At 65.0% G+C, this 24,895-nt stretch carries 23 protein-coding genes and 1 tRNA gene; 8 read left to right on the forward strand and 16 right to left on the reverse strand.

The window, feature by feature from the left end:
* Positions 1-159 precede the first annotated feature (159 nt).
* A complete protein-coding gene (locus tag ACUXV1_RS21495) occupies positions 160-2,700 on the reverse strand; it encodes a TonB-dependent receptor (RefSeq protein ID WP_446016490.1) in 2,541 nt (846 codons plus the stop codon).
* Between the two features lie 782 nt (positions 2,701-3,482).
* Here ACUXV1_RS21495 and ACUXV1_RS21500 point away from each other — a divergent pair.
* On the forward strand, positions 3,483-3,842 hold the full coding sequence (locus ACUXV1_RS21500; protein WP_081557136.1) for a DUF2325 domain-containing protein: 360 nt from the start codon (positions 3,483-3,485) through the stop codon (positions 3,840-3,842).
* Between the two features lie 120 nt (positions 3,843-3,962).
* Here ACUXV1_RS21500 and ACUXV1_RS21505 read toward each other — a convergent pair whose 3' ends face one another.
* The 8 genes from ACUXV1_RS21505 to hpnC all read right to left on the reverse strand — a co-directional run bounded on the left by ACUXV1_RS21505 (position 3,963) and on the right by hpnC (position 10,809).
* On the reverse strand, positions 3,963-4,142 hold the full coding sequence (locus tag ACUXV1_RS21505) for a zf-HC2 domain-containing protein (RefSeq protein ID WP_043639667.1): 180 nt from the start codon (positions 4,140-4,142) through the stop codon (positions 3,963-3,965).
* Positions 4,139-4,699, reverse strand: coding sequence for a sigma-70 family RNA polymerase sigma factor (locus ACUXV1_RS21510; RefSeq protein WP_043590021.1), 561 nt, complete (start codon positions 4,697-4,699; stop codon positions 4,139-4,141). The genes ACUXV1_RS21505 and ACUXV1_RS21510 overlap by 4 nt, the downstream gene beginning before the upstream one ends.
* Before the next feature lie 165 nt (positions 4,700-4,864).
* On the reverse strand, positions 4,865-6,226 hold the full coding sequence (radA, locus tag ACUXV1_RS21515) for a DNA repair protein RadA (protein WP_081556537.1): 1,362 nt from the start codon (positions 6,224-6,226) through the stop codon (positions 4,865-4,867).
* Positions 6,227-6,253: 27 nt separating this feature from the next.
* Positions 6,254-6,820, reverse strand: coding sequence for a hypothetical protein (locus ACUXV1_RS21520; protein WP_043639660.1), 567 nt, complete (start codon positions 6,818-6,820; stop codon positions 6,254-6,256).
* Positions 6,821-6,836: 16 nt separating this feature from the next.
* Positions 6,837-7,592 carry an SDR family oxidoreductase gene (locus ACUXV1_RS21525; protein ID WP_043639657.1) on the reverse strand — a complete coding sequence of 252 codons (756 nt, stop codon included), beginning with the start codon at positions 7,590-7,592 and terminating at the stop codon, positions 6,837-6,839.
* Positions 7,593-7,652: 60 nt separating this feature from the next.
* Positions 7,653-8,921 (reverse strand): hydroxysqualene dehydroxylase HpnE, encoded by a 1,269-nt coding sequence (gene hpnE, locus ACUXV1_RS21530; RefSeq protein WP_446016491.1) that lies wholly within the window; start codon positions 8,919-8,921, stop codon positions 7,653-7,655.
* Positions 8,922-8,928: 7 nt separating this feature from the next.
* Positions 8,929-9,774, reverse strand: a complete 846-nt coding sequence (gene hpnD / locus ACUXV1_RS21535) for a presqualene diphosphate synthase HpnD (protein WP_446016492.1) — start codon at positions 9,772-9,774, stop codon at positions 8,929-8,931.
* Between the two features lie 222 nt (positions 9,775-9,996).
* Positions 9,997-10,809 (reverse strand): squalene synthase HpnC, encoded by an 813-nt coding sequence (hpnC, locus tag ACUXV1_RS21540; protein ID WP_446016493.1) that lies wholly within the window; start codon positions 10,807-10,809, stop codon positions 9,997-9,999.
* Between the two features lie 176 nt (positions 10,810-10,985).
* Between hpnC and ACUXV1_RS21545 the strand changes: the two genes are divergently transcribed.
* From ACUXV1_RS21545 to ACUXV1_RS21565, 5 genes are all read left to right on the forward strand, one after another.
* Positions 10,986-11,061 (forward strand) — tRNA-Ala (locus ACUXV1_RS21545).
* Positions 11,062-11,230: 169 nt separating this feature from the next.
* Positions 11,231-12,016: a substrate-binding periplasmic protein gene (locus tag ACUXV1_RS21550; protein WP_052370686.1), complete on the forward strand. Its 786-nt coding sequence runs from the start codon at positions 11,231-11,233 to the stop codon at positions 12,014-12,016.
* A 118-nt stretch (positions 12,017-12,134) separates the two neighbouring features.
* Positions 12,135-13,298 (forward strand): MFS transporter, encoded by a 1,164-nt coding sequence (locus tag ACUXV1_RS21555; protein ID WP_446016494.1) that lies wholly within the window; start codon positions 12,135-12,137, stop codon positions 13,296-13,298.
* Positions 13,295-14,407 (forward strand): class II histone deacetylase, encoded by a 1,113-nt coding sequence (locus tag ACUXV1_RS21560; protein ID WP_446016495.1) that lies wholly within the window; start codon positions 13,295-13,297, stop codon positions 14,405-14,407. The genes ACUXV1_RS21555 and ACUXV1_RS21560 overlap by 4 nt, the downstream gene beginning before the upstream one ends.
* Positions 14,408-14,436: 29 nt before the next feature.
* Complete coding sequence (locus ACUXV1_RS21565) at positions 14,437-15,261, forward strand: MoaF C-terminal domain-containing protein (RefSeq protein WP_446016496.1); 825 nt, start codon at positions 14,437-14,439, stop codon at positions 15,259-15,261.
* A gap of 16 nt (positions 15,262-15,277) precedes the next feature.
* Here ACUXV1_RS21565 and ACUXV1_RS21570 read toward each other — a convergent pair whose 3' ends face one another.
* Entirely contained in the window at positions 15,278-16,072 is a 795-nt protein-coding gene (locus ACUXV1_RS21570; RefSeq protein ID WP_107732427.1) for an SDR family NAD(P)-dependent oxidoreductase, read from the reverse strand.
* Positions 16,073-16,200: 128 nt separating this feature from the next.
* Between ACUXV1_RS21570 and hpaR the strand changes: the two genes are divergently transcribed.
* On the forward strand, positions 16,201-16,638 hold the full coding sequence (gene hpaR / locus ACUXV1_RS21575; RefSeq protein WP_081556527.1) for a homoprotocatechuate degradation operon regulator HpaR: 438 nt from the start codon (positions 16,201-16,203) through the stop codon (positions 16,636-16,638).
* Between the two features lie 101 nt (positions 16,639-16,739).
* Here the strand turns inward: hpaR and ACUXV1_RS21580 are convergent, their stop codons facing one another.
* The 5 genes from ACUXV1_RS21580 to ACUXV1_RS21600 form a co-directional block, all read right to left on the reverse strand.
* A complete protein-coding gene (locus tag ACUXV1_RS21580) occupies positions 16,740-17,330 on the reverse strand; it encodes a DUF3156 family protein (protein WP_446016497.1) in 591 nt (196 codons plus the stop codon).
* Complete coding sequence (locus ACUXV1_RS21585) at positions 17,311-18,813, reverse strand: APC family permease (RefSeq protein WP_043639629.1); 1,503 nt, start codon at positions 18,811-18,813, stop codon at positions 17,311-17,313. Before ACUXV1_RS21585 ends, ACUXV1_RS21580 begins: the two co-directional genes overlap by 20 nt.
* A complete protein-coding gene (locus ACUXV1_RS21590) occupies positions 18,810-19,505 on the reverse strand; it encodes a phosphatase PAP2 family protein (protein ID WP_446020096.1) in 696 nt (231 codons plus the stop codon). The genes ACUXV1_RS21585 and ACUXV1_RS21590 overlap by 4 nt, the downstream gene beginning before the upstream one ends.
* Positions 19,506-19,722: 217 nt before the next feature.
* Complete coding sequence (locus ACUXV1_RS21595; RefSeq protein ID WP_446016498.1) at positions 19,723-21,054, reverse strand: aminotransferase class III-fold pyridoxal phosphate-dependent enzyme; 1,332 nt, start codon at positions 21,052-21,054, stop codon at positions 19,723-19,725.
* Positions 21,055-21,094: 40 nt separating this feature from the next.
* A complete protein-coding gene (locus ACUXV1_RS21600) occupies positions 21,095-22,594 on the reverse strand; it encodes an aldehyde dehydrogenase family protein (RefSeq protein WP_446016499.1) in 1,500 nt (499 codons plus the stop codon).
* 285 nt (positions 22,595-22,879) lie between these two features.
* Here ACUXV1_RS21600 and ACUXV1_RS21605 point away from each other — a divergent pair, with 285 nt between their 5' ends.
* Positions 22,880-23,887 carry a helix-turn-helix domain-containing protein gene (locus ACUXV1_RS21605; protein ID WP_194426037.1) on the forward strand — a complete coding sequence of 336 codons (1,008 nt, stop codon included), beginning with the start codon at positions 22,880-22,882 and terminating at the stop codon, positions 23,885-23,887.
* An 11-nt stretch (positions 23,888-23,898) separates the two neighbouring features.
* Here the strand turns inward: ACUXV1_RS21605 and hpaA are convergent, their stop codons facing one another.
* Positions 23,899-24,801 carry a 4-hydroxyphenylacetate catabolism regulatory protein HpaA gene (hpaA, locus tag ACUXV1_RS21610; RefSeq protein WP_114154311.1) on the reverse strand — a complete coding sequence of 301 codons (903 nt, stop codon included), beginning with the start codon at positions 24,799-24,801 and terminating at the stop codon, positions 23,899-23,901.
* Positions 24,802-24,895 lie beyond the last annotated feature (94 nt).

A 24,895-nucleotide genomic window follows, 5' to 3' on the forward strand; every position in this document is an offset into this window, starting at 1 on the left:
GATACCCACAATTGCTGCGGCTGGGCCGGCACCCTCCCCGCCTTGTGAGCGGGCCGGGACCGACACGGCCGCCATCTGCCACTCCGGCTTTCGCGTGAAGGCCGGTTCCTGCGTACTCCTTCCAGCCGGGACGGCGAAGACCATCCCGGCATGGCGGAGTTACATCTTGTAGCTGGCTTTCACGAAATAAGCGCGGCCCACCGCATCGGTGAAGCGCGGGTCATAGCCCTGGGGCGTGGTTTCGCCCTGATTGCTCCACGGCGGCAGCTGGTCGAACAGGTTCTTGATCCCGGCCGTCACGGTCAACTGCTTGTTCCAGGCGTAGGAACCGGACAGATTCCAGGTGGAGTAAGGCTTGACCATGTGGCTGGGGTCGGAATCGGTGTAACCCGATTTGTAATCCTGAGCCAGGATGCCGCTCCACGACCCGCGCACCCAGTTCAGCGCCAGATTATGCTGCCAGCGGAACGTGGGACTGCCGTTGACGTAAGCGCCCAGATCGCTGTGGTAGTCGCCGCCCTTCTCGTACTGGAAGCTGTGCTTGCTGATGTAGGTGCCGTCCAGGTTCACTGTGAAGTCGCCGATGGAGGTGCGCGGCAGACGGAAGGAGAAGCCCAGGTCGACGCCGGCGGCGCTGGTATTGCCCAGGTTGTCGGTGAGATCGGTCACGTACAGCAGATTGTTCTTCGAATCCCGGACGAACAGATTGGCGTATTTGCCCGGGTTGGCGAAGATGGTCTGCTCGTTCAGCGAACCAATGGAGTTCTGGATATTGGTCCACCAGAAGTCCACGCTGGTGGTCAGGTCCTTGACCGGCTCCAGCACCATGCCGAAGGAGATGGATGAGGATTTTTCCGGCTGCAGGCTCTTGTTGCCGCCGGAGAGCAGGTTTTGCTGAGTCTTGACGCAAGAGGTGGGGCCGGCGCCAGGCTGAGCCACGCCGCCCGGGCACAGTACCGGGTCGGTGTAGTTCTTGGCGGTCAGTTGCTGCTGGGCAGGCTGGTTGATGTCGTACAGCGACGGCGCGCGGAAACCGGTGCTGGCCGAGCTGCGCAGCAACAATTGCGGCACCGGCTGGTACTTCAGCGAAACCTTGGGGTTCACCGAGCTGCCGGAATCGCTGTAGTGGTCGTAACGCACCGCCAGGTTGGCGTCCAAGTGCTTGATCACCGGAATGTCCAGCTCGCCGTACAACGCCTGGGCGTTGCGCTGGCCGCTGCCGTCGTTGGTCTTGGTCAGGCCGGTGCTCATGGTGTCGGAGGACAGCGCATGGTTATAGGTGTGCTCGATGGTTTCGCGGCGTGCCTCGGCACCGATGGCCACCGCCAACATGCCGGCCGGCAGTTGCAGTACCTCCTTGCTCACCTTGAAGTCGGCGAGATCGAGCTTGGACTTGGCCTGCTCGATGCGGCCGGTTGACGAGAACGGCTTCCAGGCGGCCGGATCCGCGCTGCCCGGATCAAAACCGTTATTCAGCGCGTTCTGCAGCTTGCTCTGACTCAGGTAGCCGCCTTGCAGATCGTGGGTGACCTTGCTTTCCGAGTGGCCGAGGCCGGCGCGGTAGTCCCAGCCGGCGATCAGGCCCTCCAGGTTCATTTGCAGACGCTGGGTAGTGGCGGTGGTGCTGTCCACGCGCGCGCCGGCGGGCACCGAGCGGCCGTAAACCGGGAACGGACCGTCCGCCGGATTCTGACCCGGCGCCGTGGGCGAGCTAACGTCGCCGGAGAACGGGGTCGGAGCCACCCAGGTGGTGTTCTTGGTCTCGGTCACCAGGTATTGCAAGGACAACTCGTGGTCGCCGATGCGGGTGGTGCCCTTGAGCACGCCGGTCTGTTGTTCGATCTCAGGCTGGATCGACGGATACAGCGAATACAGCTGCGAACAAGCGCCGCTGCCATCCGGCGTCGAATACGGCGGCGCGCAGTTGGGCGAGCCATTGACCAGGTCGCCGTTGGCGTTCAGATAGTTTGGCGGAAAGCTGTTGACGCTGCGCTTGGTGCTGCTGGTGATCTGGGACGCGAAATCACGCTGGGTGGCCATGATTTTGTTGGTCTTGTGATACTCGTAAGCGCCGTAGATGTTGAAGCCGTCCTTGCCCAGGTCGCCGTAGCCGTAGGACAAGTTGACGCTGCGCTCCTGGCCGCCGGAACGCTGCGGGGACAGCAGTTCGCCGCCGATGGACAGGCCCTGCATGGTTTTCTTGGTGATGAAGTTGATCACGCCGCCGATAGCGTCGGTGCCGTAAATGGCGGAGGCGCCGTCACGCACGACTTCGATGCGGTCAATCACCGTCAGCGGAATGGCGTTGAGGTCGACCGAGGTGCCGTCCATAGGCTGGTTCACGATGCGGCGACCATCCAGCAAAATCAACGTGTACTGGTGACCCAAGCCGCGCAGGCTGGCGTAGGAAGCCCCGCCGGTGGAGGCGCCAACCGCGGCGTTGGCGCCCTGGGAAGACTGGTTGGAGGCCAGGCTGTTGATCACTTGCTCAACCGACGTCATGCCCTGTTTGACCAGATCATCGGTCTTGATGATGGTCATCGGGATCGCCTGCTCCTGCTTGATGGAGCGCTTGATATTGGAGCCGGTGACTTCCACACGGTCCAGGGTTCCGTTGTTCTCGTCCGCGTGAGCCAAAGACGCGGCGCCGACACCGAGCATGGCGAGCGCCAGCACGATTTTCTTCTTGCGACAATTCATGATTCTCCAATCCCTTGTAAGTTCATTTGGCCACTGACCTCGTCGGGTTTATGGCTCTATTGAGAGCATCGTCGTGCTCATTTTTTGATCTGAACCGAAGGCGATCCGAGTGTGCGAATTAATCATGACCAGCGTCAATAAACTTTTCCGCGGCCGCCCCCCTCCATCTTCAGAGCGAGTAGGCACTATGTTTGAAGCAATACTTCTTAACGACTCAAAATCTTTATTAAACAAGCGTCTAACCGAAAAACGAAATCCATCACCCCGCAAAACCAAATGCATATCTAGAGCAGAAACTACAAAAAATAGGCATGTTCAAATCCCATCGGCATGTTGCTTTTTTGCAATTGCGTTAAAACCTGCGCAGTGTAAATACTTCTTATTCTTTGTTTTTAATACTTGTTACATGTAAAAACCTTGCACCAGCCATGAGTTATTTGGATGCCGCTATCTAAACCCGCCACGCCCGTCGGGTTGAGCGCAAAAATGCCGAGTTCGACAAGCTACCGCGCCCCGGTCCCCGCATGAGCCGGGCTCATGCAAACCCTTCCGCCGCCCAGCCAGAGCAGGCGGCGCGACTTAAGAGCGGCTAACAAAAATCAGTTTCACGGCTGAGGCAAGTCGGCGTAAGGCAGCATCAGGCGTTTTGTTGGCCGCTCTAAACGCAGCAGCCGATCCGCCACAGTCCACCCCTGTCCTGATTGCCAATTTCAAAGTTTGTGATTGACCAGCTAAATGATAACGATTATCATTTCTAAAAATTCACCCAGGAGGGATGTCCAATGAATGCCATGCTTGTGGGAGCCGATACCCTCGGCAATATTCCGGATGTGCTGCGCGATTTCGGCATCAACATTCATCGTCACGTCAGCGGCCGCAACAGCTCGCACCAACGCAAGGTGGACCGCCTGCCGGCCGGCACCGACCTCTTGATCCTGTTCACCGATTTTCTCGGCCACAACGTGATGCGCCATTTCCGCGAACTGGCCTCGGAAAACCAGATTCGCTTCATCGCCTGCCGCCGATCGGTCTGTGCGCTCAAGCAATCGCTCACCGGAGCCGGCCTCAACGACAGCCAATGCGCCGCCTGCCCGCATCAATGCGCGGCGGCCAAGAGCAGCGGCGGCAAGCGCAAGCGCTGAGTTTTTTCTTACCACCCTTGAAATTAAAAGCCGGCTTTCGCCGGCTTCTTTTTATCCCGCGCCACGGGCAAGAAAAAACCGGCCAGAAGGCCGGTTGGTCGCTTTGCTTCAAATAAACGATTACTCGCCGCGCCCCGCCCTGCGCGCGGCCTCGCTCAACTGCTTGAGCTGCTGCGAGAAATTGCGGCAATTGCCGCACATGAACAGGTGCACGCGCAGACGCACGTATTCCCACTGACTCAAGGAACGGTCCTGCGAGGCCGAGATCAAACGGCTGGCCTGACGACAACTCAACTTCATACGCTAGCCTCCCGGCTCCAGCGGATCGAAAAACACTCCCGCAAGCTCATGCGGGCGCGATACAGCAATACAGAACAGTTGGTCGCGGTGATCTCCAGATTCTTACAAATCTCCGCAATCTCCATGCCCATCACCTCCCGCATCACGAACACCATCGCGGTGCGGCGCGGCATGACTTCCGAGCACTGCTCGAACACCTCCCAGAACTGGCGCGAGACCAGGGATTGCTCCGGCCCGCTCCAGGCCTTGACCGGCTCGCGCCAGTGGCCATCGCGGCTGAACAGACCGTCAAAATCGCTATCGTCAGCCTCGTCCTCCAGCGATTCGAACAGTTTTTCCTTGCCCTTGCGGCGCAAGGCGTCAATCAGTTTGAAACGCAGGATGGAGGTCAACCAGGTGCGCAGCGTGGATTTGCCGCTGAAGGAGGCCCTGGATTCCAGCGCCGCCAGCAGCGTTTCCTGCACCGCCTCGTCCGCGGCGTCTTTTTCGCGCAATTGCGCCAGCGCGTAGCGGAACAGGTAGGGCCGTTCCGCTTCTATGTCTCGGTCTTCTATCATTCGCTATCCGCTTTCTTAGAGTCTGTTTACGATCTCGCGAGCTAAAGCGAGACAAGGCGAAAACAGCTGAGAAAGCGGAGTGTACACACGGTACATGAGCATTTCGAAGCGGTTTTCAACGCCGTATCGCCGACGCGCAGCAGATCGTAAACAGGCTCTTACCGCTCACTCGCGGCAGAATTCCACCGCCTGATCCAGCCGCTCCACCGCAATTACCTGCAACCCCTCAATCGGCTGGCGCGGGCGGTTGGCCTGCGGCACGATGGCGCGGGTGAATCCGAGCTTGGCCGCTTCCTTCAAGCGCTCCTGGCCGCGCGCCACCGGGCGCACCTCGCCCGCCAGGCCCACTTCGCCGAACACCACCAGCTTTTCCGGCAACGCCCGGTTGCGCAAGGAGGACACCATGGCCAGGATGATGGCCAAGTCGGCCGCTGGCTCGTTGATCTTGACCCCGCCCACCGCGTTGAGGAACACGTCCTGGTCGAAGCAGGCGACGCCGCCGTGGCGGTGCAGCACCGCCAGCAGCATGGCCAGGCGGTTCTGTTCCAGACCCACGGTCAGGCGCTTGGGTTGGAAGCCGTGACAATCGTCCACCAGCGCCTGGATCTCCACCAGCAGCGGGCGGCTGCCCTCCTGGGTGACCAGCACGCAGGAGCCGGCCACGTCGTCCCGGTAGGAAGACAGAAAGATGGCGGAGGGGTTGGACACGCCCTTGAGGCCGCGGTCCGTCATCACGAACACGCCCAACTCGTTGACCGCGCCGAAACGGTTTTTGATCGCGCGTATCATCCGGTAATTGGAGTGGGAATCGCCCTCGAAATACAGCACGGTGTCCACCATATGCTCCAGCACGCGCGGGCCGGCCAGCGAACCTTCCTTGGTGACGTGTCCCACCAGCAAAATGGTGATGCCGGTCTGCTTGGCCATCCGCGTCAGTTGCGCCGCGCATTCGCGCACCTGGGACACCGAGCCCGGCGCCGACGTCACTTGGTCGGTGTACAGGGTCTGGATGGAGTCGATCACCGCCACTTCCGGCCGCTCGCGCTTCAGTGTTTCCAGGATGGCTTCCAGCCGGATTTCCGCCAGCAGGTTAACGCGCTCGGTGGCCACCGCCAGCCGGGTCGCGCGCAGCGCGATCTGCTGCGGCGATTCCTCGCCGGACACGTAGAGCACCTTGCGGCGCGCGCCAATCTCGGACAGCGCCTGCAACAACAGCGTGGATTTGCCGATGCCGGGATCGCCGCCAATCAGAATCACCGCGCCGCGCACCACGCCGCCGCCCAGCACCCGGTCCAGCTCGTCGATGCCGGACGGGTCCCGCGGCACTTCCTCGGTTTGCACATCGGACAGCTTCTGCACTTGGGTGGCGCTGTCGCTCCAGGACTGGAAACGGGCGTTGGCCGCCGGCGCGGCCTGCACCGCCTCGGTCAAGGTATTCCAGGCGTTGCAATGCGGGCACTGGCCCTGCCATTTGGGCGTTTGACCGCCGCACTCGGCGCAACTGAAAACGGTTTTGATTTTTGCCATCAGGACAACGGAAAGAAGTGGACGGGCTCAGCCGTGCGAACCAGGCGCAGGGCTGTTCTTATTGAGTTCATTGATGATGTTGAGCAGGCGTTTCTGCTCCGGCTCCCCGCCGGAGGCCGCCTTGGATTTTTCCCCGCCTTCGCCGGCGGGCTTGTTGCGAATGGCCGCCAGCACCGCTTCCACTTGCGGATCGGTGCGCGCGGCGCGTTCGGCCTCTTCGTTGCTCAGCGGCCTGGGGCCGGAGGGCGAGATATTGGCGCTGGATTTCTCCACCGGCGCGGACGCGGCGCCGTGGCTGCTGGCGGTGGGCGCCGGCATGCCGGCGGGGGTGGACGCTTCCTTGGGCGGTTCCATGGTGTCCAGCTTGTTTTTGGCCATGTACTCGTTCATCTCTCGCCAGCCGGCGTAGATCGCCGCCTTGTCGGCTTCGGGATTGCGCAAATAGCACTCTTCCAGCGAACGGCCGGTCTGACGGCAGGCCGCGCCTATCGCCTTATTGGCGTCCTTGGTCAAGCCGGTGACGTTGCCCACCCAGTTGCAGCCGGTCAACGCCAGCAGCAGCAGCGGCAACCATAGCCATCGCCCTATGCTCATGCCTCGCCCCTTCCCCTCAAGCGCGCCGGGCGCGCAAATCCAGTTCCACGATCTCGCCGCTGCGGCCCTGGCTGGCGGGCCCCAGCCAGTACAGCAAATGCGGCATCAGTTCGGACAGATTGCCGCGTTCGGACTTGTCCTCGCCCGGATGGGTGCGGTTGCGCTGAGGCGAATTCACCGGCCCCGGAATCAGCTGGTTGACGCGCAACTGCGGGTAAACATCCCATTCGTTGGCCGCCACCTGGGTGAGATAGTTGAGGCCGGCCTTGGACGCGCCGAAACCGCCCCAGTACGGCGCAGGGTGCAGCGCGTGGGTTTCGCCCACGAACAGCACCGCCGCGTCCGGAGAATCCTTCAACAACGGCAGACAAGCGCGGGTCAGCGCGAACGGCGCCACGGTATTGATCCGGTACTGGTCCATCCACTCTTCCACGGTCTGATTGGACAGCGGCGACAGCGCGTAAAAATGGGAAGCGCAATGCAAGATGCCGTCCAGGCGGCCCAACTCGCGCTTGATCATCATCGCCAGATTGTTGAAATCGCCCTCCGCCGCTTTCAGCAGGTCCAGCGGCACCGCCGCCGGGTCCGGCCCTCCCGCGGCCGCTATTTCATCGTAGACCTTCTCCAGGCCTTTGACGCTGCGAGCCAGCAACACCACGGTGGCGCCGTGCCGCGCCAAAGTGAGCGCGGCCTCGCGGCCTATGCCCTGGGTGGCGCCGGTGACCAGCACCACGCGGTCCTTGAATGCGTTAGAGGCGATATCTGTCGTCATTTTTTTCGCTATCTTGTAATCAGGGCCATCGGCGGCGCGCCTCTGCGGCCGCCGGATGGCTCACAGTCTTCCAATCACCGCGCGGGCGGCTGCGACGCCGCTTCGGACGGCCCCCTCCAAAGTGGCAGGATAATCAGCATGCGTCCAATCTCCCGCCAAATAAAGCGATTGTACCGGGCTTGGCTGCGCCGGTCGCCTCATATCGACCAAACTGGCAAAAGTGGCCCGCCGCTCCGCCAGCACCCGGAAATCAAGCCGCCGGCCGGCGCACGGATCAAGCCGGCGTACGTCGGCCTCCACCAGAGCAGCCAGTTCCTCTTGCGAAAGCGCGTCCAGATGCTCCGGCGCGCTCATCACCGCGGCCACCCAGCCGGTTTCGCCCATCAGCGCGCCGCGGTCGAACAGCCAGTCGCCGACGCCGCCGCTGCAGGCGCACATCGGCGCCGGCAAGCGGACCGCGCCCTCAAACTGCAGATAGACGGTGTAGATGGGCCAATAACGATAAGCATTGGTCAACTGGCGCAGCGTTGGATCCGCCGTCAGCTCCGCCGCATGATACGGCGCCACCGCGAGCACGGCGGCGTCGAAACGCTCGCCGTCCACGCTCACCCCCGTTGAATCCGCCGCCACGCCTCGCACGCGCCGGCCGGCGCGCAGATCCGCGCCGCGCTCGGCCAGCCACCGCCAGGCGGGCTCAGGGAACAAGGCGGACAAATCCACTCTGGGCAGCAAAAGATCGCTGGCGGCGCGGTCCGCGCCCAGGCTGTCGCGCAGCACCGCGGCCAGCACCCGCATCGACGCTTGTTCCGGCGGCGTGTTGAGGCCGGACAGCACCAGCGGCCGCCAGAATTCTCGGATCAGCGTTTCGGACTGCCCTTGCTGCGTCAGCCATTGCGTCACCGCGCAATCCGGCGCCACCCGCCAACCCTGTCCTTTCAAACGCTGCAAGGCCAGCGCCAGCCTCGCCTTGTCGCGCCAGCTTATGCCGCGCGCCGTCAGCAGGCCCGCCGCCAGGTGCAAGGGCGCCGGCAGACGCGGGCAGCTCAGGCTGATGCCGCCCTGGCGTCGCCAGTTCATCGGCAGGCGCAGCAAGGCCCGGCTCTCGTCCACGCCCACCGCGGCCATCAGCCGCAGGCATTCCCGGTACGCGCCAATCAGAATGTGCTGGCCATTGTCCAGCCGGCTGCCGCGCACGCCGATGCGGCGCGCGCGGCCTCCCGGCTCGCGCCCGGCTTCGAACACGGTCAGCTCCGCCCGGCCGGCCAGCTCCACCGCGGCGGCAAGCCCGGCCCAACCGGCGCCGATCACGGCAACGCGCGGCTTGCTCATCGTCGGCTCACGCCCGGTAGCCGAAAGTCCAGGTTTTCCATGCCAGCCACAGTTTGCGGATGGGCGTCAGCGACAGCCGCTGATTGAGCACCTTGGCCGGACCGTCCAGCTTGATTTCCTCCAATGTGGCGCGATAAATCGCCGCCATCAGCAAGCCGGGGCGCTGCGCCTTGCGGTCCGAGGCGGGCAGCATGTCCCAGGCCTGCCGGTAGTACTGCTGCGCGCGCTCTATCTGGAATTCCATCAAGGCCTTGAACGCCGCGCTTTCCTCATAGTGCAGGATGTCCATCGCCGGGCAGTTGAAGCGCTGCAGCTCCTCCATCGGCAGATAGATGCGGTCTCGGCGCGCATCCTCGCCCACGTCGCGGATGATGTTGGTCAGTTGGAAAGCGATGCCCAGCTCGTGCGCGTACTCCAGCGTCTTCTCGTCGCTGTAGCCGAAGATGCGCGCCGCCAGTTGCCCCACCACGCCGGCCACGCGATGGCAGTACAGCAACAGGTCCTGGAAGCGTTGATAGCGCACCATGCTCAGGTCCATCGCCATGCCGTCTATGATTTCCTCCAGCTCGCTCTGCGGCAGGCCGAAGGCCCGAGCGTGCGGCTGCAGCGCCTGCATCACAGGATGTTCCGGCGTGCCCTGATAGAGCTTGGCGACCTCGCCGCGCCACCAGGCCAGCTTGGCGCTGGCCACGTTGGGGTCGTGGCATTCGTCCACCACGTCGTCCACCTCTCGGCAGAAAGCGTACAGCGCGGTAATCGCGCGGCGGCGCGGCTCCGGCAAGAAACGGAAGCTGTAATAGAAGCTGGAGCCGCTGGCGGCAGCCTTGTCTTCGCAATACTGATCAGGCGTCACGCGCCACTCCTGTTCAAGCGGCGGCCGCGGAGGGCCGCCGTTCTCATAATATTCATCGTCATCGCGCCGCGGTTCTTACGAATGTGTTTACGATCTCGCGAGCTAGGGCGAGACAAGGCGAAAACGGCTGAAAAAGCCGAGTGTACACACGGTACATGAGCATTTTGAAGCCGTACTCACCGTGTAACGCTCCACGATGCGTAGTAGATCGTAAACAGGTTCTTATTTGGCGCGCGCCGCGCGCCACAACATATAGAGCCAGTCGCGCCAGTTCAGCACCGGGCGGCTGCGGAATACGTCGCCGCCGGAGTCGTGCAGTTTTTTCAGGATGCGCTCGCCGCCCAGAATGATCAGCCTCAGTTCCAGCCCCATCCTGCCCTTCAGCACTTTGCCCAGCGGCGCGCCGGCCTGCAACATCTTGCGCGCGCGTTCGATCTGGGCGCGCATCATCGGCTGCCACAGGCCGCCGGCGTCGCGCGCGGCGATCTGCTCCTCGGTCACCCGGAAGCGCTGCAAATCCTCCTGCGGCAGATAAACCCGGCCCTTGCGCCAGTCCAGCTCCATATCCTGTAGAAAATTGATCAGTTGCAGCGCGGTGCAGATGCCGTCCGACATCGCCAGCGAGCGCCTGTCGTTCTCGCCGTAGAGGGCCAGCATCAGCCTCCCCACCGGATTGGCGGAACGGCGGCAGTAATCCGCCAGTTCCGCGTAATCGCGGTAGCGGGTTTTTTCCACATCCTGACGGAAAGCCGCCAACAGGTCGTGAAACGGCTGCAAGTCCAGGCCGTGCTCGGCGATGGCCACCGCCAGATTGCGCATCATGGCGGTGTCCGGCGTGTGCCCGGCGCCGATGCGCTCCAGCTCCGCGCCCAGGCGGTCCAGTTCGGCCAGCCTCAGTTCGGGTGCGTCATCGCCCTCGTCGGCCACATCGTCGGCGTAGCGCGCGAAATGGTAGATCGCATGCACGGCGCGGCGCATCCTGCGCGGCAGCAGAATGGAGCCCACCGGGAAATTCTCGTAATGCCCCACCGACATTGGCTTGCTTCCTGTTGTATGGCTGGCGAATCCGGGATTATAACCGAGCGCCCCGGCCCCTCCTATGCCGCCGGTCGCGCGCCCCTCGTAAAAATATCCAAAAAAAATGGGGATAGCTATTTACAAGCACGGGACCCTGCCATATACTGCGCAGCACTGTGAAACGCAGCCGGTGCGGGGGTATAGCTCAGTTGGGAGAGCGCTTGCATGGCATGCAAGAGGTCAGCGGTTCGATCCCGCTTACCTCCACCAAAACTGCCTCACAGCAAGACGTATCGCATACAGCGACACGCATAGCGAAAGCCGATTCTGATGAATCGGCTTTTTGCATTTCTCTCCCGCTATTTTCCCGCTTGCCTTTTTTTGTTGCGGCGCAAATAACTAAAGCACGTTCACCCCGCCTCCCGTCGCGGAGCCCCGCATGCCTCGTGCCCGCCTGATCTTCCTGTTGCTGTCCTTATTCGCGCTCAGCGCCGCGGCCGAACAGCGCCCCGCCAGCCTGCGGCTGTGCACCGAAGACATGGACTCCCCGCCATGGCGCAGCCAGAACGGCCCCAGCCTGAGCCTGCAAATGCTGAAGACTTCCGCCCAAAAAACCAATATCAAGCTGGAAATCCGGGAAATGGCCTGGGTACGCTGCCTGAACGAGGTGCAGAACAATCAGATCGACGGCGTGTTCGAGATCAGCTTCAAGCCGGAGCGGCTGCGCATCGGCGTCTATCCGATGAAGGGCGACGCGCCAGACCCAAGCTTGCGCATGCATCTGGACGGTTACAGCCTGTACAGGCTGAAAGGCTCTAAACTGGAATGGGACGGCCAGAGCCTCAGTCATCTCGACGGCGCCGTCGGCGCGCAGACCGGCTTCTCGGTAATCGCCCAGCTTCAGGCGCTGGGCGCGCCGGTTGACGACAGCTCGCGCAACCCGGAGCAGAATCTGAACAAGCTGCTGGCGCACCGCATCGGCGCCCTGGCCCTGCCCACCTTGACCGGCGACAACCTGTTGGCGAGCAACCCTGTCTATAGGGACAGAGTAGAAAAAGTGGGGCCGGATCTGGTCGCCAAGCCTTACTACCTGATTTTTTCCCACAACTTCGCGGACAGCCACCCCAAGCTGACCCGCCAATTCTGGGAAGCCATCGCCCACACGCGGGAATCCCCCGAATACCACAAAGCCCTGCAAGACGCGCTGCGCCAACTCAACCGCTGACGCCGCCGTGTTGCGTCTCCGCTATCCCAAATCGGCAAAGCGCCGCCCGCCCGCTTGCACCTCCGCGCGATTCTTGCGAGCGTAAGCCTGGTTTACGACTCACGCCGCCGGGGGAAACATGACCGCTCGCCTGCCCGTCCATACCGCCGAGCCCGTCCGCGGCGGCCTGATCGCCCTGATCGCCTTCGCCGCCGTCGCGCCGCTAGTGCTAATGACCGCCCCGGCGCTGGCCAGCCAATTGGCCACCCAGTTTGGCCTGGGGCCCGAACGAATCGGCCGCCTTTTCTCAGTGGAGCTGGGCGCGATGAGCCTGGCGACGCTGCCGGCCTATCTATGGCTGCCGCGCGTGGACTGGCGCCGCGCCGCCGCCTGCGCTGGCGGGCTGTTCATCGCCGCCAATCTCGCCTCCTGTTTCGCCTCCACTTACGCCGAGCTTTTGCCGTTGCGGCTGCTCAGCGCGCTGGCCGGCGGCTCCTTGATGATTCTATGCCTGTCCACCGCCGCGGCCAGCCCCAATCCGGACCGCGCCTACGGCCTGTGGGTCTCCGGCCAGTTGGCCCTGGGCGCTTTGGGGCTGGTTCTGTTTCCGGCTTGGTTCGCCCGCTACGGCATCGCCGCCTGTTATCTGAGCCTGGCGGCGCTGATGGCTTTGTGCCTGCCCCTGGCCCGCTGGTTTCCGCCCTCTGCGGCCAAGCCAGGCGGGCCTGCCGGCGCGAAAACGCCGCCCTGGCGCCCGGTGGTGATCGGCGCGGCCGCCACCTTATGCTTTTACATCAGCCTGAGCGGCACCTGGACCTTCATCGGTAGCATCGCCGGCCAAGCGGGGCTGACGCCCGAACAAAGCGGCGACTGGCTGGCCCTCGCCACCTTGATGGGCATCGCCGGTTCCGTCTGCGCCGCGGCGATTGGCGGACGCGGTCAACGCCGCCGTCTGCTGATCGCCGGTTACGGGCTGATGCTGCTGGCGCTGGCGCTGCTACTGGGCGCGCCTCGCGTCGGGCGCTTCGCGGCGGCGGCGCTCGTCTTCAAATACGCGTGGACCTTCATCCTGCCCTTTATTCTGGCCACGCTGGCCGCACTGGATCACAGCGGCCGGCTGATGAACACCGTCAACCTGGCCATAGGCGGCGGCCTGGCGCTGGGGCCGTCGCTGGCCGGCGAATTAATGGCCGCCCACGGCCAAAACCCGCAAACCCTGCTGCTCGTCTCCATTGGGCTCGCCGCCTTGTCGCTGGCCCTGTTGCTGACGCTGCGGCCCGCAACGGCAAGGAGCCCGCAATGACCTCCCGCACCGCGTTTTTCTTCGACGAGCTCTGTCTGTGGCACAGCGTCGGCCCTCACGCGCAGATTCTGCCGGTGGGCGGCTGGGTGCAACCGCCATCCGGCAGCGGCCACGCGGAATCCCCGGACAGCAAACGCCGCCTGAAAAACCTGATGGACGTGTCCGGCCTCAGCGCCCGGCTGCAAGTGCGCAGCGCGCCGCCGCTGGGCGAAGACGACCTGCTGCGCGTGCACTCGGCCGCCTATCTGCAACGCTTCAAGGCGCTCAGCGACGCCGGAGGCGGCGAGTTGGGGCCGCAAGCGCCAATCGGTCCCGGCAGCTATGAAATCGCCAAGTTGTCCGCCGGCCTGGCCTGGGCCGCTGTGAACGCCGTGCTTGCCGGAGAGGCGGACAAGGCCTATGCCTTGTCGCGTCCGCCCGGCCACCATTGTTCGGCTGACGGCGCGATGGGCTTCTGCTTTCTGGCCAACGCCGCTCTAGCCGCGGAGCTGGCCATCGCCCGCCACGGCCTGAGCCGCGTCGCCATCGTCGACTGGGACGTGCACCACGGCAACGGCACTCAGTCTATTTTTTACCAACGCGGCGACGTGTTGACCCTCTCCCTGCATCAGGATGGCTGCTACCCGCCCGGTTCCGGCGGAGCCGAGGATCGCGGCGAGGGTGACGGCCTGGACGCTAATCTGAATATTCCGCTGCTGCCCGGCGGCGGCCACCAGGCCTATCTGGACGCAATGCGCTTGCTGGTCCTGCCGGCGCTGCGGCGTTTCCGGCCCGAGCTGATCATCGTGGCCTGCGGCTACGACGCCAACGCCGTCGACCCTCTGGCCAGGATGCAAGCGCACAGCGATACCTTCCGCTCCATGACGCGGCAGCTGGCCGACTACGCCGACGCCGAGGCGAACGGACGGTTGGTCCTGCTGCACGAAGGCGGTTATTCCGAAGCCTATGTGCCCTTTTGCGGCCTGGCCGCGCTGGAAGCGCTGTCCGGCGTCCGCACCGAGGTTGAGGATCCGCTGCTGGAACTGATCGTCGCTCAACAGCCGGGCGCGCCGATGCGCGAGCTGCAGACTCGCCTGCTGGAGGCGCAAGCCGAGCAACGCGGGTTTTGAACGCGCTCAATCATCTAAGGAGAAGCGATATGTCCAACGTCACCCCCGAATTCATCCAGGTCGGCGCATTGGCCGACGGCTTCGCGCCCGACAGCCTGGCCCTGCCCCGCTGCGCCGAACTCGACGGCCAAAGCCTGCGGCTGTGCTTCGACGACGACAGCGTAGCGGATTGTCGGCTTGAGTCCGACGGCGACGCTAGCGTCGCCATTGTCCAGCCGGGGCTGGCCTCGTCGCTGACGGACATGAACGGCTTCCACGCCAGTTCCTTGCGGCCAGGCGTCTATTTCGTCGACTTCCTCCACCAAGGCCCGGCCGCGCAGTCCCTCAGCCTGATCCTGGACTTGGCGCGCGGTCGCTTCACCTTGGTCCGGGGCCGGCTGCCCGACGCCGCCGCGACGCGGATTTGCGCCTTCGACCGAGTGGAGCGCCAGCTGGAACTGACCGGGGTGGAAGTCGAATTCCTCCACGGCGCCGTCAACCAGTCCGCCGCCGCGGTCCCGCCGCACGCGCCCAGCCGCGAACTGATCGGCATGCGCAACCGCTACCGCTACAGCCCCACCGAGTGCTACGAGCACATTTACCTGAATGACGGCCTCTACGCCTGGCACTGTCTGGAGGGCGTGGAGCACGGCCTGGCCGACGTCGACCGCTGCCACTACTATCAGGTGGCGGAGCGGCTGTATTTATTCGTCTGGCGCGAAAAAATCATTCCCACTCTGGGCGTGATCTTGATCGACCTGGAGCAAATGCGCACCGACGGCAAGATCTTCGGCTATCAGGACGGGGATTTCGGCGCCACCCGCAACTTCCGGGTGGGCGCGCGGGCCAGCATCGTCAACCACACTCGCGGTTAAAGGCCCGCGCCGGTCTTCATTCCCTTTCTAGCCGCGCATAAGCCAGCGTCGGCACATCCACCGCCGTCGCGCCCCCGTCGGCCGTCAGGCAAGCGCCGCTGACCATCGCGGCCTCGTCGGACAATAGAAAGCGGCAGATCGCGGCGATCTCCTCCGGCGTAGCCGGCCGCCGCAAAGGCACATCGGCGGTCACCCGCCGGTAGGCGGCCTCCAGATCTTCGCCATGAGCCGCCATCAGCGGCCGCATTTCCTCGTCCGCCATCGGCGTGCGCACCCAACCCGGACACAGCGCGTTCACCCGCACCGCCGGTCCGTAGTCGCGCGCCAGCGACCGAGCCAGCCCCAGCAAGGCGTGCTTGGCCACGACATAGCCGCATGCTTGCGGTCCGGCCGCCAGGCCGGCGATGGAGGACATCAACACCATGCCGCCGCCCTGTCGCATCAGGTCCGGCAGGCAGGCACGAGCGCTGACGAAGGCGGTGTCCAGATTAGCGCGCATGGCGGCGCGCCAGGCCTCGTCGTCGGTCTCCAGCGCCGCGCCCATGCCCAGACCGCCGGCGCAAGCCGCCAGACCGTCCACCCGCCCCCACCGCGCGTGGATGCGCGCGAGAAAATCCTCCCAAAGCGCGGAGTCGGCGGCGTCGCCCGCCAAGGCCAGGCCCCCGGTTTCCTCCGCCAGCGCCAACAGAGGCCCCGCCCGCCGCCCCACCAGGGCCACGCGCGCGCCTTCGGCGGCGAAACGCCGCGCGCAGGCCGCGCCGATGCCGGAACCCGCGCCGGTGATCACAATGGTTTTATCTCGCAAGGACATCGCAGCCTCCTTTGGCATAGTTTGCCGTCAAGCTCGTCGGAGGGGCTCGCCGGCATTATGTTAATATATTCATTTAATCGTCCGGCCATCCCCGCCCTTTTCACGAGACTTGAATCGAAGGAGCCGCCATGGATCCCACGCAACGCCCCTATCAATATCAACTGCCGCAACGCTTGCTGCGCGCCCGCGAAGCGGTGATGTCCTACTTTCGACCGGTGTTGAGCCGGCACGGGCTGTCAGAACAACAATGGCGCGTATTGCGCCTGCTGGCGGAGCGCGGTGAAATGGAAGCCGGCGAGATCGCCCAGCGCGCCGGCATCCACCCGCCCAGCCTCAGCGGCATCCTGACGCGCATGGAACGGGATGATCTGGTGTACCGCCACCGCGCCCGAAGCGACAACCGCCGCTTGATCGTCACACCCACACCGCACGCCAAGACGCTGACCCAACGCGTCATCCCGCTCTCCAATGACTGCTACCGGCGGATCGAGACGCATTTCTCCCCTGCCAAGCTGCAGACCTTGCTGGCATTGCTGGACGAGTTGGAAAACCTGCCCGCGCCGTAATGAGAAGCTGTTCACGATCCTGTTTCCGCGACGGACGAGGGTCCGCCCTCCGCGAGTCACCATGGATAGAGAGGATGAAACGCAGCCACGCCCGCTCATGCCTAGCTCCGCCCCGCCTCCTCGGCCAGCAGGGCGCGGCGGCAAGCGGCCAGGCTGGCCAACAATGCCAGGCCCTGCACCCCGCGCAGGCCGATGTAACGCCGCAACGGCGGCAGGCGGCAGGCCACCTCGCTGGCGCCATAAGGCTCCAGACGGACCTGCCAGCCGTCCTGACCGCCATGCAGCTCGCAACGCTTGAAGTCCAGCGGCGACAGGGCAACGCGCAAATCCGCGTCCGCGCGCAAGCGCTCCAGCAGGGGCGCCAGCGCCGCGGCGTCGCCGTCCAGCAAATCAACCACGATGCCGCTGCGGCGCCAGAAGCCGCCGTGGCGCAAGCGAATGCGCCCGCGGCCCGGCGCGCCGGGCACCGTCAGCCGGAACTCGCAGGCCACCAAATGCGCCAGCCAGCCCGCCTCCACCCGCTCACGCGCGGAAAAACTCCAGTCTCCATGCGGAAATCGAAAACACCGCTCCCCTTCCTCCTCCGCGGCCTGACTATCCAGCTCCGGCCAGTCTAGGCTAAGCCGCGTCAGCATCGCGCCCGGACAATAGCCGCCAGGCCTGCGCCAAGCCTCAGCCAGCCGCGGCCACACGTTCCAGCTCCCGCCGCAAAGCGTCGTCCTCGTCCAAAGGCTGCGCGTTCAAAATCTGCTCCAGCGGCACCGGCCGGAAAGGGTTGACCTTCTGCACCAGCAAGGTCCACAGCAGCGCGTACACCAGGGTCAACCCCAGCATCCAGCCAAAGGGCACGTAGATGTCGCGGGCCTGCATGCCCGGCGGGGTGATGAAACAGATCGCCAGCACGATGCCCAGCGCGGAACCGATCTGCGGCAGCGGAAACCACGGCGAGCGGTAAGCGCGCGGAAAATCCGGCCGCGTCAGTCTCAGCCGCACCACGGACAGCGTCACCAGCAGATAGGCCACGCCCCAGGAACAGACCGCGGCCAGCACCAAGGGCATGATGCGGTCCAGATCACCCTGAATCAGCCAGGCATGGATACAGGGAATCAGCACCGCGGCCGCGATGCCGCACCAAGGGGTATTGAAACGCGGATGCAGATAGGCGAAACAGCGCGGCAAAGCGCCGTCCTGAGCCATGCCGTACAGAATGCGCGGCAACGCCGCCATCAGGGTGTTGATCGTCGCCGCGCCGGCCAGCAGCAGGCCGACGCCCAGCCAGATTTTGCCGAACGGCCCCATCACCCGCTCGGCGAAGGCCGGCAGCGCCATCGGCGTATCCAGCAGCCTCGGTCCGTCCGGATGGGCCGGATCCAGCGGCGTATTGGCCACCTGCCGCACCATGGCCGCGCCGTACAACAGCATGGTGACGGCCACGCCACTAAGCCCTATCTTCAAGGCCCGCGGAATGGCGCGCCCGGAGTCGCGCAGCTCCGGCGCCAGCGGCGTCACCAGCTCCGCGCCGACGAACATGAACATCGCCATGCCCACCAGGCTAAGCAGCAAGCCTGGATCGTCCAAGCGCAGCGGCGCGCCGAACCAGCCGCCCAAATCCACCGCCGGCGCGCGCAGCAAGCCGGCCACGCCAAACACCGTCAGCGTCGCCCACATGCCGAAGGTCAGCGCCACCTCGGCCTTGCCGAACAGCGTCACCCCCAGCGCGTTGAGCGCGCCGAAAACAATGACCAGGCCCACGCCCACCATCCAGGCGCTGCCGCTTTTCTCCAGCATGGTGTTGAGATGATCAAAATTCACCAGCGCCATGATGCCGGACAGAATGGTCTCGGCGGTGCCGGCGAACACGTGCACCAAGAGATAGGCCGACAGGGTGCCGGCGATGGCCAGCCCCCGGCCCAGGCCGGCGCTGATGTAATCGTAAACCGCGCCGGAGGTCGGCAGCATCGCCGCCGCTTCGGCGAAAGTGGTGGCCTGCGCCTGCATCATCAGATAGGCGATCAGCATCGCCAAGGCGAAAGTGCCGCCGGCCATGCCAAAGCCGCTGGTGGCGGTCAGTATCACCGGGCTGGCCATCACTACGCCCACCGAACTGGCCAACGCCACCGGAAAGCCCACCACGCCGCGGTTCAGGCTGCGGGCCAGCCGTTCGTTTAGCGTCATGGCTGCTCCTCTTCGTTATTTGCGCCGGCCAAACCGTTGACGCGCAGTTCGGCCTGCATCGCGGCGAACCCGGCCACGGCGGCGGGAGTCGCCATCAATCGGGCCGCCAGCGCGGCCGCGGCCACTTGTCCGGCGGCCAGGTCGCTGGGGTAATGCACGCCGGCAATCACCCGGCTGGCCGCATGTTCCCGCGCTCGGGCAAACAGCGCGTCGCGTCTCTCCGGCACGGCCATGCCCAGCAAGGTGGCGGCCAGATAGCCGAACATCGCATGGCCGCTGGGATAAGCATCCCCTACCGGCGGCGGCAGCAGCGGCCGGAGCGAGGTGTCCTGCTCGTAGGGTCTGGGGCGGCCGTATTGTTTCTTGGCCGGCAACAGCGTCTGGACCAGATCATCCTGCGCCCGGCTGAAAAAGCGCTGTGTCAGCGGCAGCCGCCCGGCCTCGAAACCATCGGGCAAGATGCCTTGGCCAAATGAAAACACCGCATCCCGCCAGACATCGTCGCGACGCGCTCTGGCCTCCTGCTCCGGTGTGCGCCGGCGCTGGGCGTCCAGAACCGCGCGTCTATCCTCGGCTTGCGTCGCGGCGTCGGCCGGCGGCGATGCCAGATAGTCGGTGAGCCGCAATTCGCCCGCGGCCAGATACGGAGCGGCCTCCGCGCCGGCGAAACCAGACGCGCCGACGAATGCCATGCAGGCCATCAGTTGGAGCAAGCGCCCGCTCACACTCGCGGGGCGTGATGAAAAACAGGATGACATAGCGCCTCCTTATGAATTTGGCGTCAGCCCAGCCGCAGGCAGGCCGACGCATATAGGCAGCCAATGAAACGCCTCAGAACCTGTTCACGATCTGCTATGCGGCTGCGATACAGCCTTGCAAGCGTCTTCAACGAGATCATGAACACGTTCTTCAGGCCTCGGCCAGTCCGGCCTCCAAGGCCGTCGCAATCACATCGGCATGCTCGCGCTGCAACACCAGCGGCGGCGACAGAATGATCTTGCTGCCCACCGGCCGCACCAGCGCGCCGGCCCGGCGGGCGATTTCCGCCACCTTGTCGGCGTAACCGCTTTGCGGATCGATGGGTTCCCGGCTGGACTTGTCCTTGACCAGGTCCAGAGCCAACATCAGTCCCTTGCCGCGCACCTCTCCCACCGCCGGATAACGCTCGGCCAGCGGCCGCAGCCGCTCCAGCAGGTAGGCGCCGGTTTCCGCCGCCTTGGCCGGCAGGTCTTCCTCTTGCACGATGCGCAGATTGGCGAGAGCGGCGGCGCAGGCCACCGGGTGGCCGGCGTAGGTGTAGCCGTGCATGATGACGCCGCCGAAATCGCCGTTGGCGGCGAAGGCGTCCGCCACGCGCTGATTGACCACGGTGGCCCCCAGCGGCAGATAACCGGAGGAGATGCCCTTGGCCAGGCACATCATGTCCGGCTTCACTCCCCACAGCCGGCTGCCGAACATGGAGCCGGAGCGGCCGAAGCCGGTGACCACCTCGTCGGCGATCAACAACACGCCGTGGCGGTCGCACACCTCGCGTACCCTTGGCCAATAGCTGGCCGGCGGCACGATGACGCCGCCGGCGCCCTGGATGGGCTCGGCGATAAAGGCCGCCACCGTGTCCGGGCTCTGGAACAGGATTTCGCGCTCCAGCATCCGCGCGCAAATCTCGGCCAGTTCCTCCGGGTCCTCGGTGAACGGGTTGCGGTAAGGCCACGGGGTCTCCACGTGGAAGCAGCCGGGCAGCAGCGGCTCGTAATTGCGGCGGAACACCGTGTTGCCGTTGACCGAACCGCCGCCGAAGTGAGTACCGTGGTAACCCTGCTTCAACGAAATGAACTTGATGCGGTCCGGCTGGCCCTTGAGCCGCCAATACTGGCGCGCCAGCTTGAGCGCGGTTTCCACCGCGTCCGAACCGCCGGAGCTGAACACCACCCGCGCCATGTCCTCCTGCCGCAACATGTCGATCAGCAACGCGGACAGTTCCTCCGCCCGCGGATGGGAGATGCCGTCGAACAGTTGGAAATACTCCAGTTCGTCCAATTGCCGGGCGATCGCCTGCTTGATCTCGGCGCGGTTGTGGCCGACGTTGACGTTCCACAAGCCGGCTACGCCGTCCACCAGCTTGCGGCCTTGGTCGTCGAACACGTGGCAGCCGTCGCCGCGCACGATGCGGATGGGCGGCCGCTCTTTCATTGCGTTGGGATGCAGCATCGGGTGCCAGAAACGGGCAGTGTCGTAAGACATGTTTTTCTCCTGAATCTCTAAAGTGGAAACGCGTCCGCGCTCAATGGGCGATGCAGACCGATTTGATCTCGGTGAAACTCTCCACCGCGCCTTTGCCGAATTCGCGGCCAAGGCCGGATTCCTTGTAACCGCCGAAGGGCATGCCCGGGTCCAGCGGAATATGGCTGTTGACCCAGACCGTGCCGGCCTGCAACCGCGGCACGATGTCCAGCGCCGCCGACAAATCATTGGTCCACACGCTGGCGGCCAGGCCGTAGCGCGTGTCGTTGGCCAGCGTCACCGCCTCGTCCACCTCGTCGAAAGGGATCAGCGCCAGCACCGGACCGAAAACCTCCTCCCGCGCCACCGGGTTGTCCGGCGCCAGGTCCGTCATCACCGTCGGCTGCACAAAATAGCCGGGCAGATCGGCGGCGCCGCCGCCCGTCAACACTCGGGCGCCGGCGGCGCGGCCGCGCTCTATCAGCCGGCACACCGCCTGCTGTCGCCGCTGCGACACCAGCGGGTTGACCTGAGCATCCAGATCCATGCCTGGCCCCAAACGCATGCCGGCCACGGCGGCGGATAGCGCCTCCGCGAACATATTGAATTTGCTGCGATGCACGTACAGCCGCGAGGCGGCGGCGCAGACCTGGCCCTGATTGAGAAAACCGCCCAGCAAAGCGCCCTTCACCGCCTGGTCGATGTCGGCGTCGCCCAGCACCAGCATCGGATTCTTGCCGCCCAGCTCCAAAGCCAGCCGGGTCATATTGTCCAGCGCGGCGTGGCCGACGGCCTTGCCCACCTCGGTGGAGCCGGTAAAGCTGACCTTGCCGATCAACGGGTGCCCGGCCAGCGCGCGGCCCGCCACTTCGCCGCGCCCGGTCACCACGTTGAACACGCCCGGCGGCACGCCGGCCTCCAGCGCCAGCTCCGCCAAACGCAGCGCGCTCAGCGGTGTCTCGCTGGCCGGTTTCAACACCGCGGTGCAACCGGCCGCCAAGGCCGGCACCGTTTTCCACAAGGCAATCATCAATGGGAAATTCCACGGCGCGATGCCGGCGGCCACGCCCACCGGCTCGCGCCGGGTGAAGGCGGTAAAGCGCGCGCCCGGCGGCGCCGGAATCGACACGTCCAGGGTTTCGCCGGTGATCTTGGTGGCCCAGCCCGCCATATAGCGCACGTATTCGATGGAGCCGCCCACCTCGATGGCTCGGGCCAGGTGGATGGATTTGCCTTGGTTCAGCGTTTCCAGCTGCGCCAGCTCCTCGGCGTGCGCCTCCAGCAAATCCGCCAGCCTCAGCAACACGCGCTCGCGCTCGGCCGGCCGCAAGCCGGACCAGGCGCCCGACTCAAAGGCGCGCCGCGCGCTGGCCACCGCCGCGTCCACATCGGCGGCCTCGCCGTCCGCCACGCTGGCGATCACCCCGCCGCTGGCCGGATTGCGCACCTCGTTTCGCCGCCCGGACAGCGCCGCCCGCGGCTTGCCGTCTATCCACAGCCCATGTTCCCGCTCTAGAAAGGCCCGCACCGACTCCAGCACCGGCACCAGGTTTTGATCCATCCGCGTCTCCTTTTCAATCAAGCTTGCCGCCGCGTGAGCGCGGCCGGCGATGGCTCAATATACCCAGCGTCGCCGCCGCGGCTTATCCCAAATCGGCAAAGCGCGGACCGGCCCTTCGCGTTGCGGCGCAGCATGTCGCCAGATGGAAACATTCAGTAAAAACAACGGCTAACCATCCCACGGAAGACTGGACATTTCGATTTGAATAACATATTAATCATTTTGCGGCCCAGAACATGGGACCGAAAACAGGCGGACTCCACCCCCACCCACCGGAGAAAGCAGATGATTGCCGCAGCCCGTTGTTTTGACGACGCCCACCTGCACGCCGAGGCCCTGCCCGGCTGGGAGCAGCTATACAGCCAGATCAGCGGCGGGCGTTTCCGCAGCACCCTGAGCCGAGTGCGCACCTCGCGCCTGGACATCTTCCGCGAGAGCTTCAACCAGCGCGTGGTGCAGCAAGGGCGCGCGCCCGGCGGCATGATCCATTTCGCGCTGCCCATCCGCGCGCCGTCGCCGCTGAGCCTGCAAGGCGTCGCCGTGCCCGACAACGCCCTGATGGCGCTGCGCGGCGGCGAGGACTTCGTGTTTCACTTGCCGCCGGGCGCGGATTCGGTTCAGGTGTCGGTGCCCTACGAGGATTTGGCCGAATTGACGCCGGCGCTGTGCCGCCCGCTGCGCGAGGCGCGAGGCAAGACCCCGGTGTTCCCCGCCCGCCCGGCCGCGCTGGCGGCGCTGCGCGCGCTGCTGAACGGCGTGTTCGAACAGGCCTTGCTGGACCCGGCCCTGCTGTCCTACGCCGGCAACCAGAAAGTGATTCAGCACCAATTGCTGGACCTGCTGCAAGACGCGCTGGCGGACGTCGCGCTGGGCGAGCGCCTCGGCAACCTGACCTTCGCCACTCATTGCGACATCGTCAGGCGCAGCCAGGCGCTGGCGCTGGCCAAGCCGGACGAGCCGGTGACCGTGCTGGAGCTGTGCAGCCGTCTGCGCGTCAGCCGCCGCACGCTGCAAAACAGCTTCCAGCTGGTGGCGGACACCACCCCGGTCGATTATCTGCGCTCCATCCGCCTGAACGCGGTGCGCCGCATGCTGCTGAACCCCACGCAAGCCGGCCACGGCGTGCGAGACGCCGCCGGGGCCTGGGGCTTTTACCACTTGGGGCATTTCGCCGGCGATTACCGCAAGCTGTTCGGCGAAGCCCCGTCCCACACCCGCGCCCGCGCCCTGGCCCACCTGGGCGCGCCTCCCGGCGCGCGCGGTCTGGAATCGGCCCACGACGCGACGCACTAGGCCGCGCGGATTCAGGCCTGGCGGCGCGCGCGGTAGTCGCTGGGCGGGCAGCCCGCCAGGCGCTGAAAGAAGCGGGAAAAGTAAGCGGGGTCCTTGAAGCCCAATTCATAGGCGATGGCATGCACCGAGGCGGGGGAATAGATCAACAGACGCTTCGCCTCCTGCAACAGCCTGTCGTGCGCCAGCCGCTTGGACGGCAAGTCCGCCAACCGGCGGCACACGTCGTTGAGCCGCGCCTCGCTGACGCCCAGTTCGGCCGCGTAGCGGTCCAGGCTCCAGTGTTCACGGTAATGCGCCTCGATCAAGCCGTTGAAGCGATGGTAGAGCCGCCACTCGTCGCGACGCGGCCCCCGCCGCGGCCCCGGCAGGCCGGATAGCCGCAACACGTCCACCAATACCAGTTGGGCCAAGGCTTGCCGCGCCAGATCCGCGCCCGGCTCCGGGGCCTCGCTCTCCCGCTGCAACTGCGCCAGCCGCTCGGGCAGCCGCCGCGCCATATCGGCCCATTCCGCCGGCACCTCGCCCAGCTCCACGCAGAACGGCGCGCTCAAGGCATCCGGCCCCGCTTCCTCCAGCCAGCCGCGCGCCAGCTCCTGACGCAAGGTCAGCACATGGCCGTCGGCCTCCGGCCCGGTGATGAAGGCATGCGGCACCGTGGGCGGGGTCAGAAACAAAAGCGGCGCGCGCGCCTGGTAGTGATCCTCCTCCAGCTGCAGCCGGATATCGCCGCTGGCTAGGTAGTGCAATTGCAAAAAACGGTCGTGCCTGTGCACCGGCATATTGCGGCCGAAAAAGGCCGCCAGCCGTCCGAAGGATTCACAATGGATGTCGACGGACTCGTAAGGGCTGTCGTAAGCCTTGCCGATGTCGATATTCGGTATGCGCGCGCCTAGGCCGCGCGGGTTTCTGCTCATCGCCACCCCTCTCTTGTGACATTTTCGCCATAGTCGGCCGCACTTGCCGCATGTTCTCTGCAAAAGACCGCCGCTCTGGCCTCAGCGCCAAATC

It is taken from the genome of Chromobacterium sp. W521 (assembly GCF_052805975.1).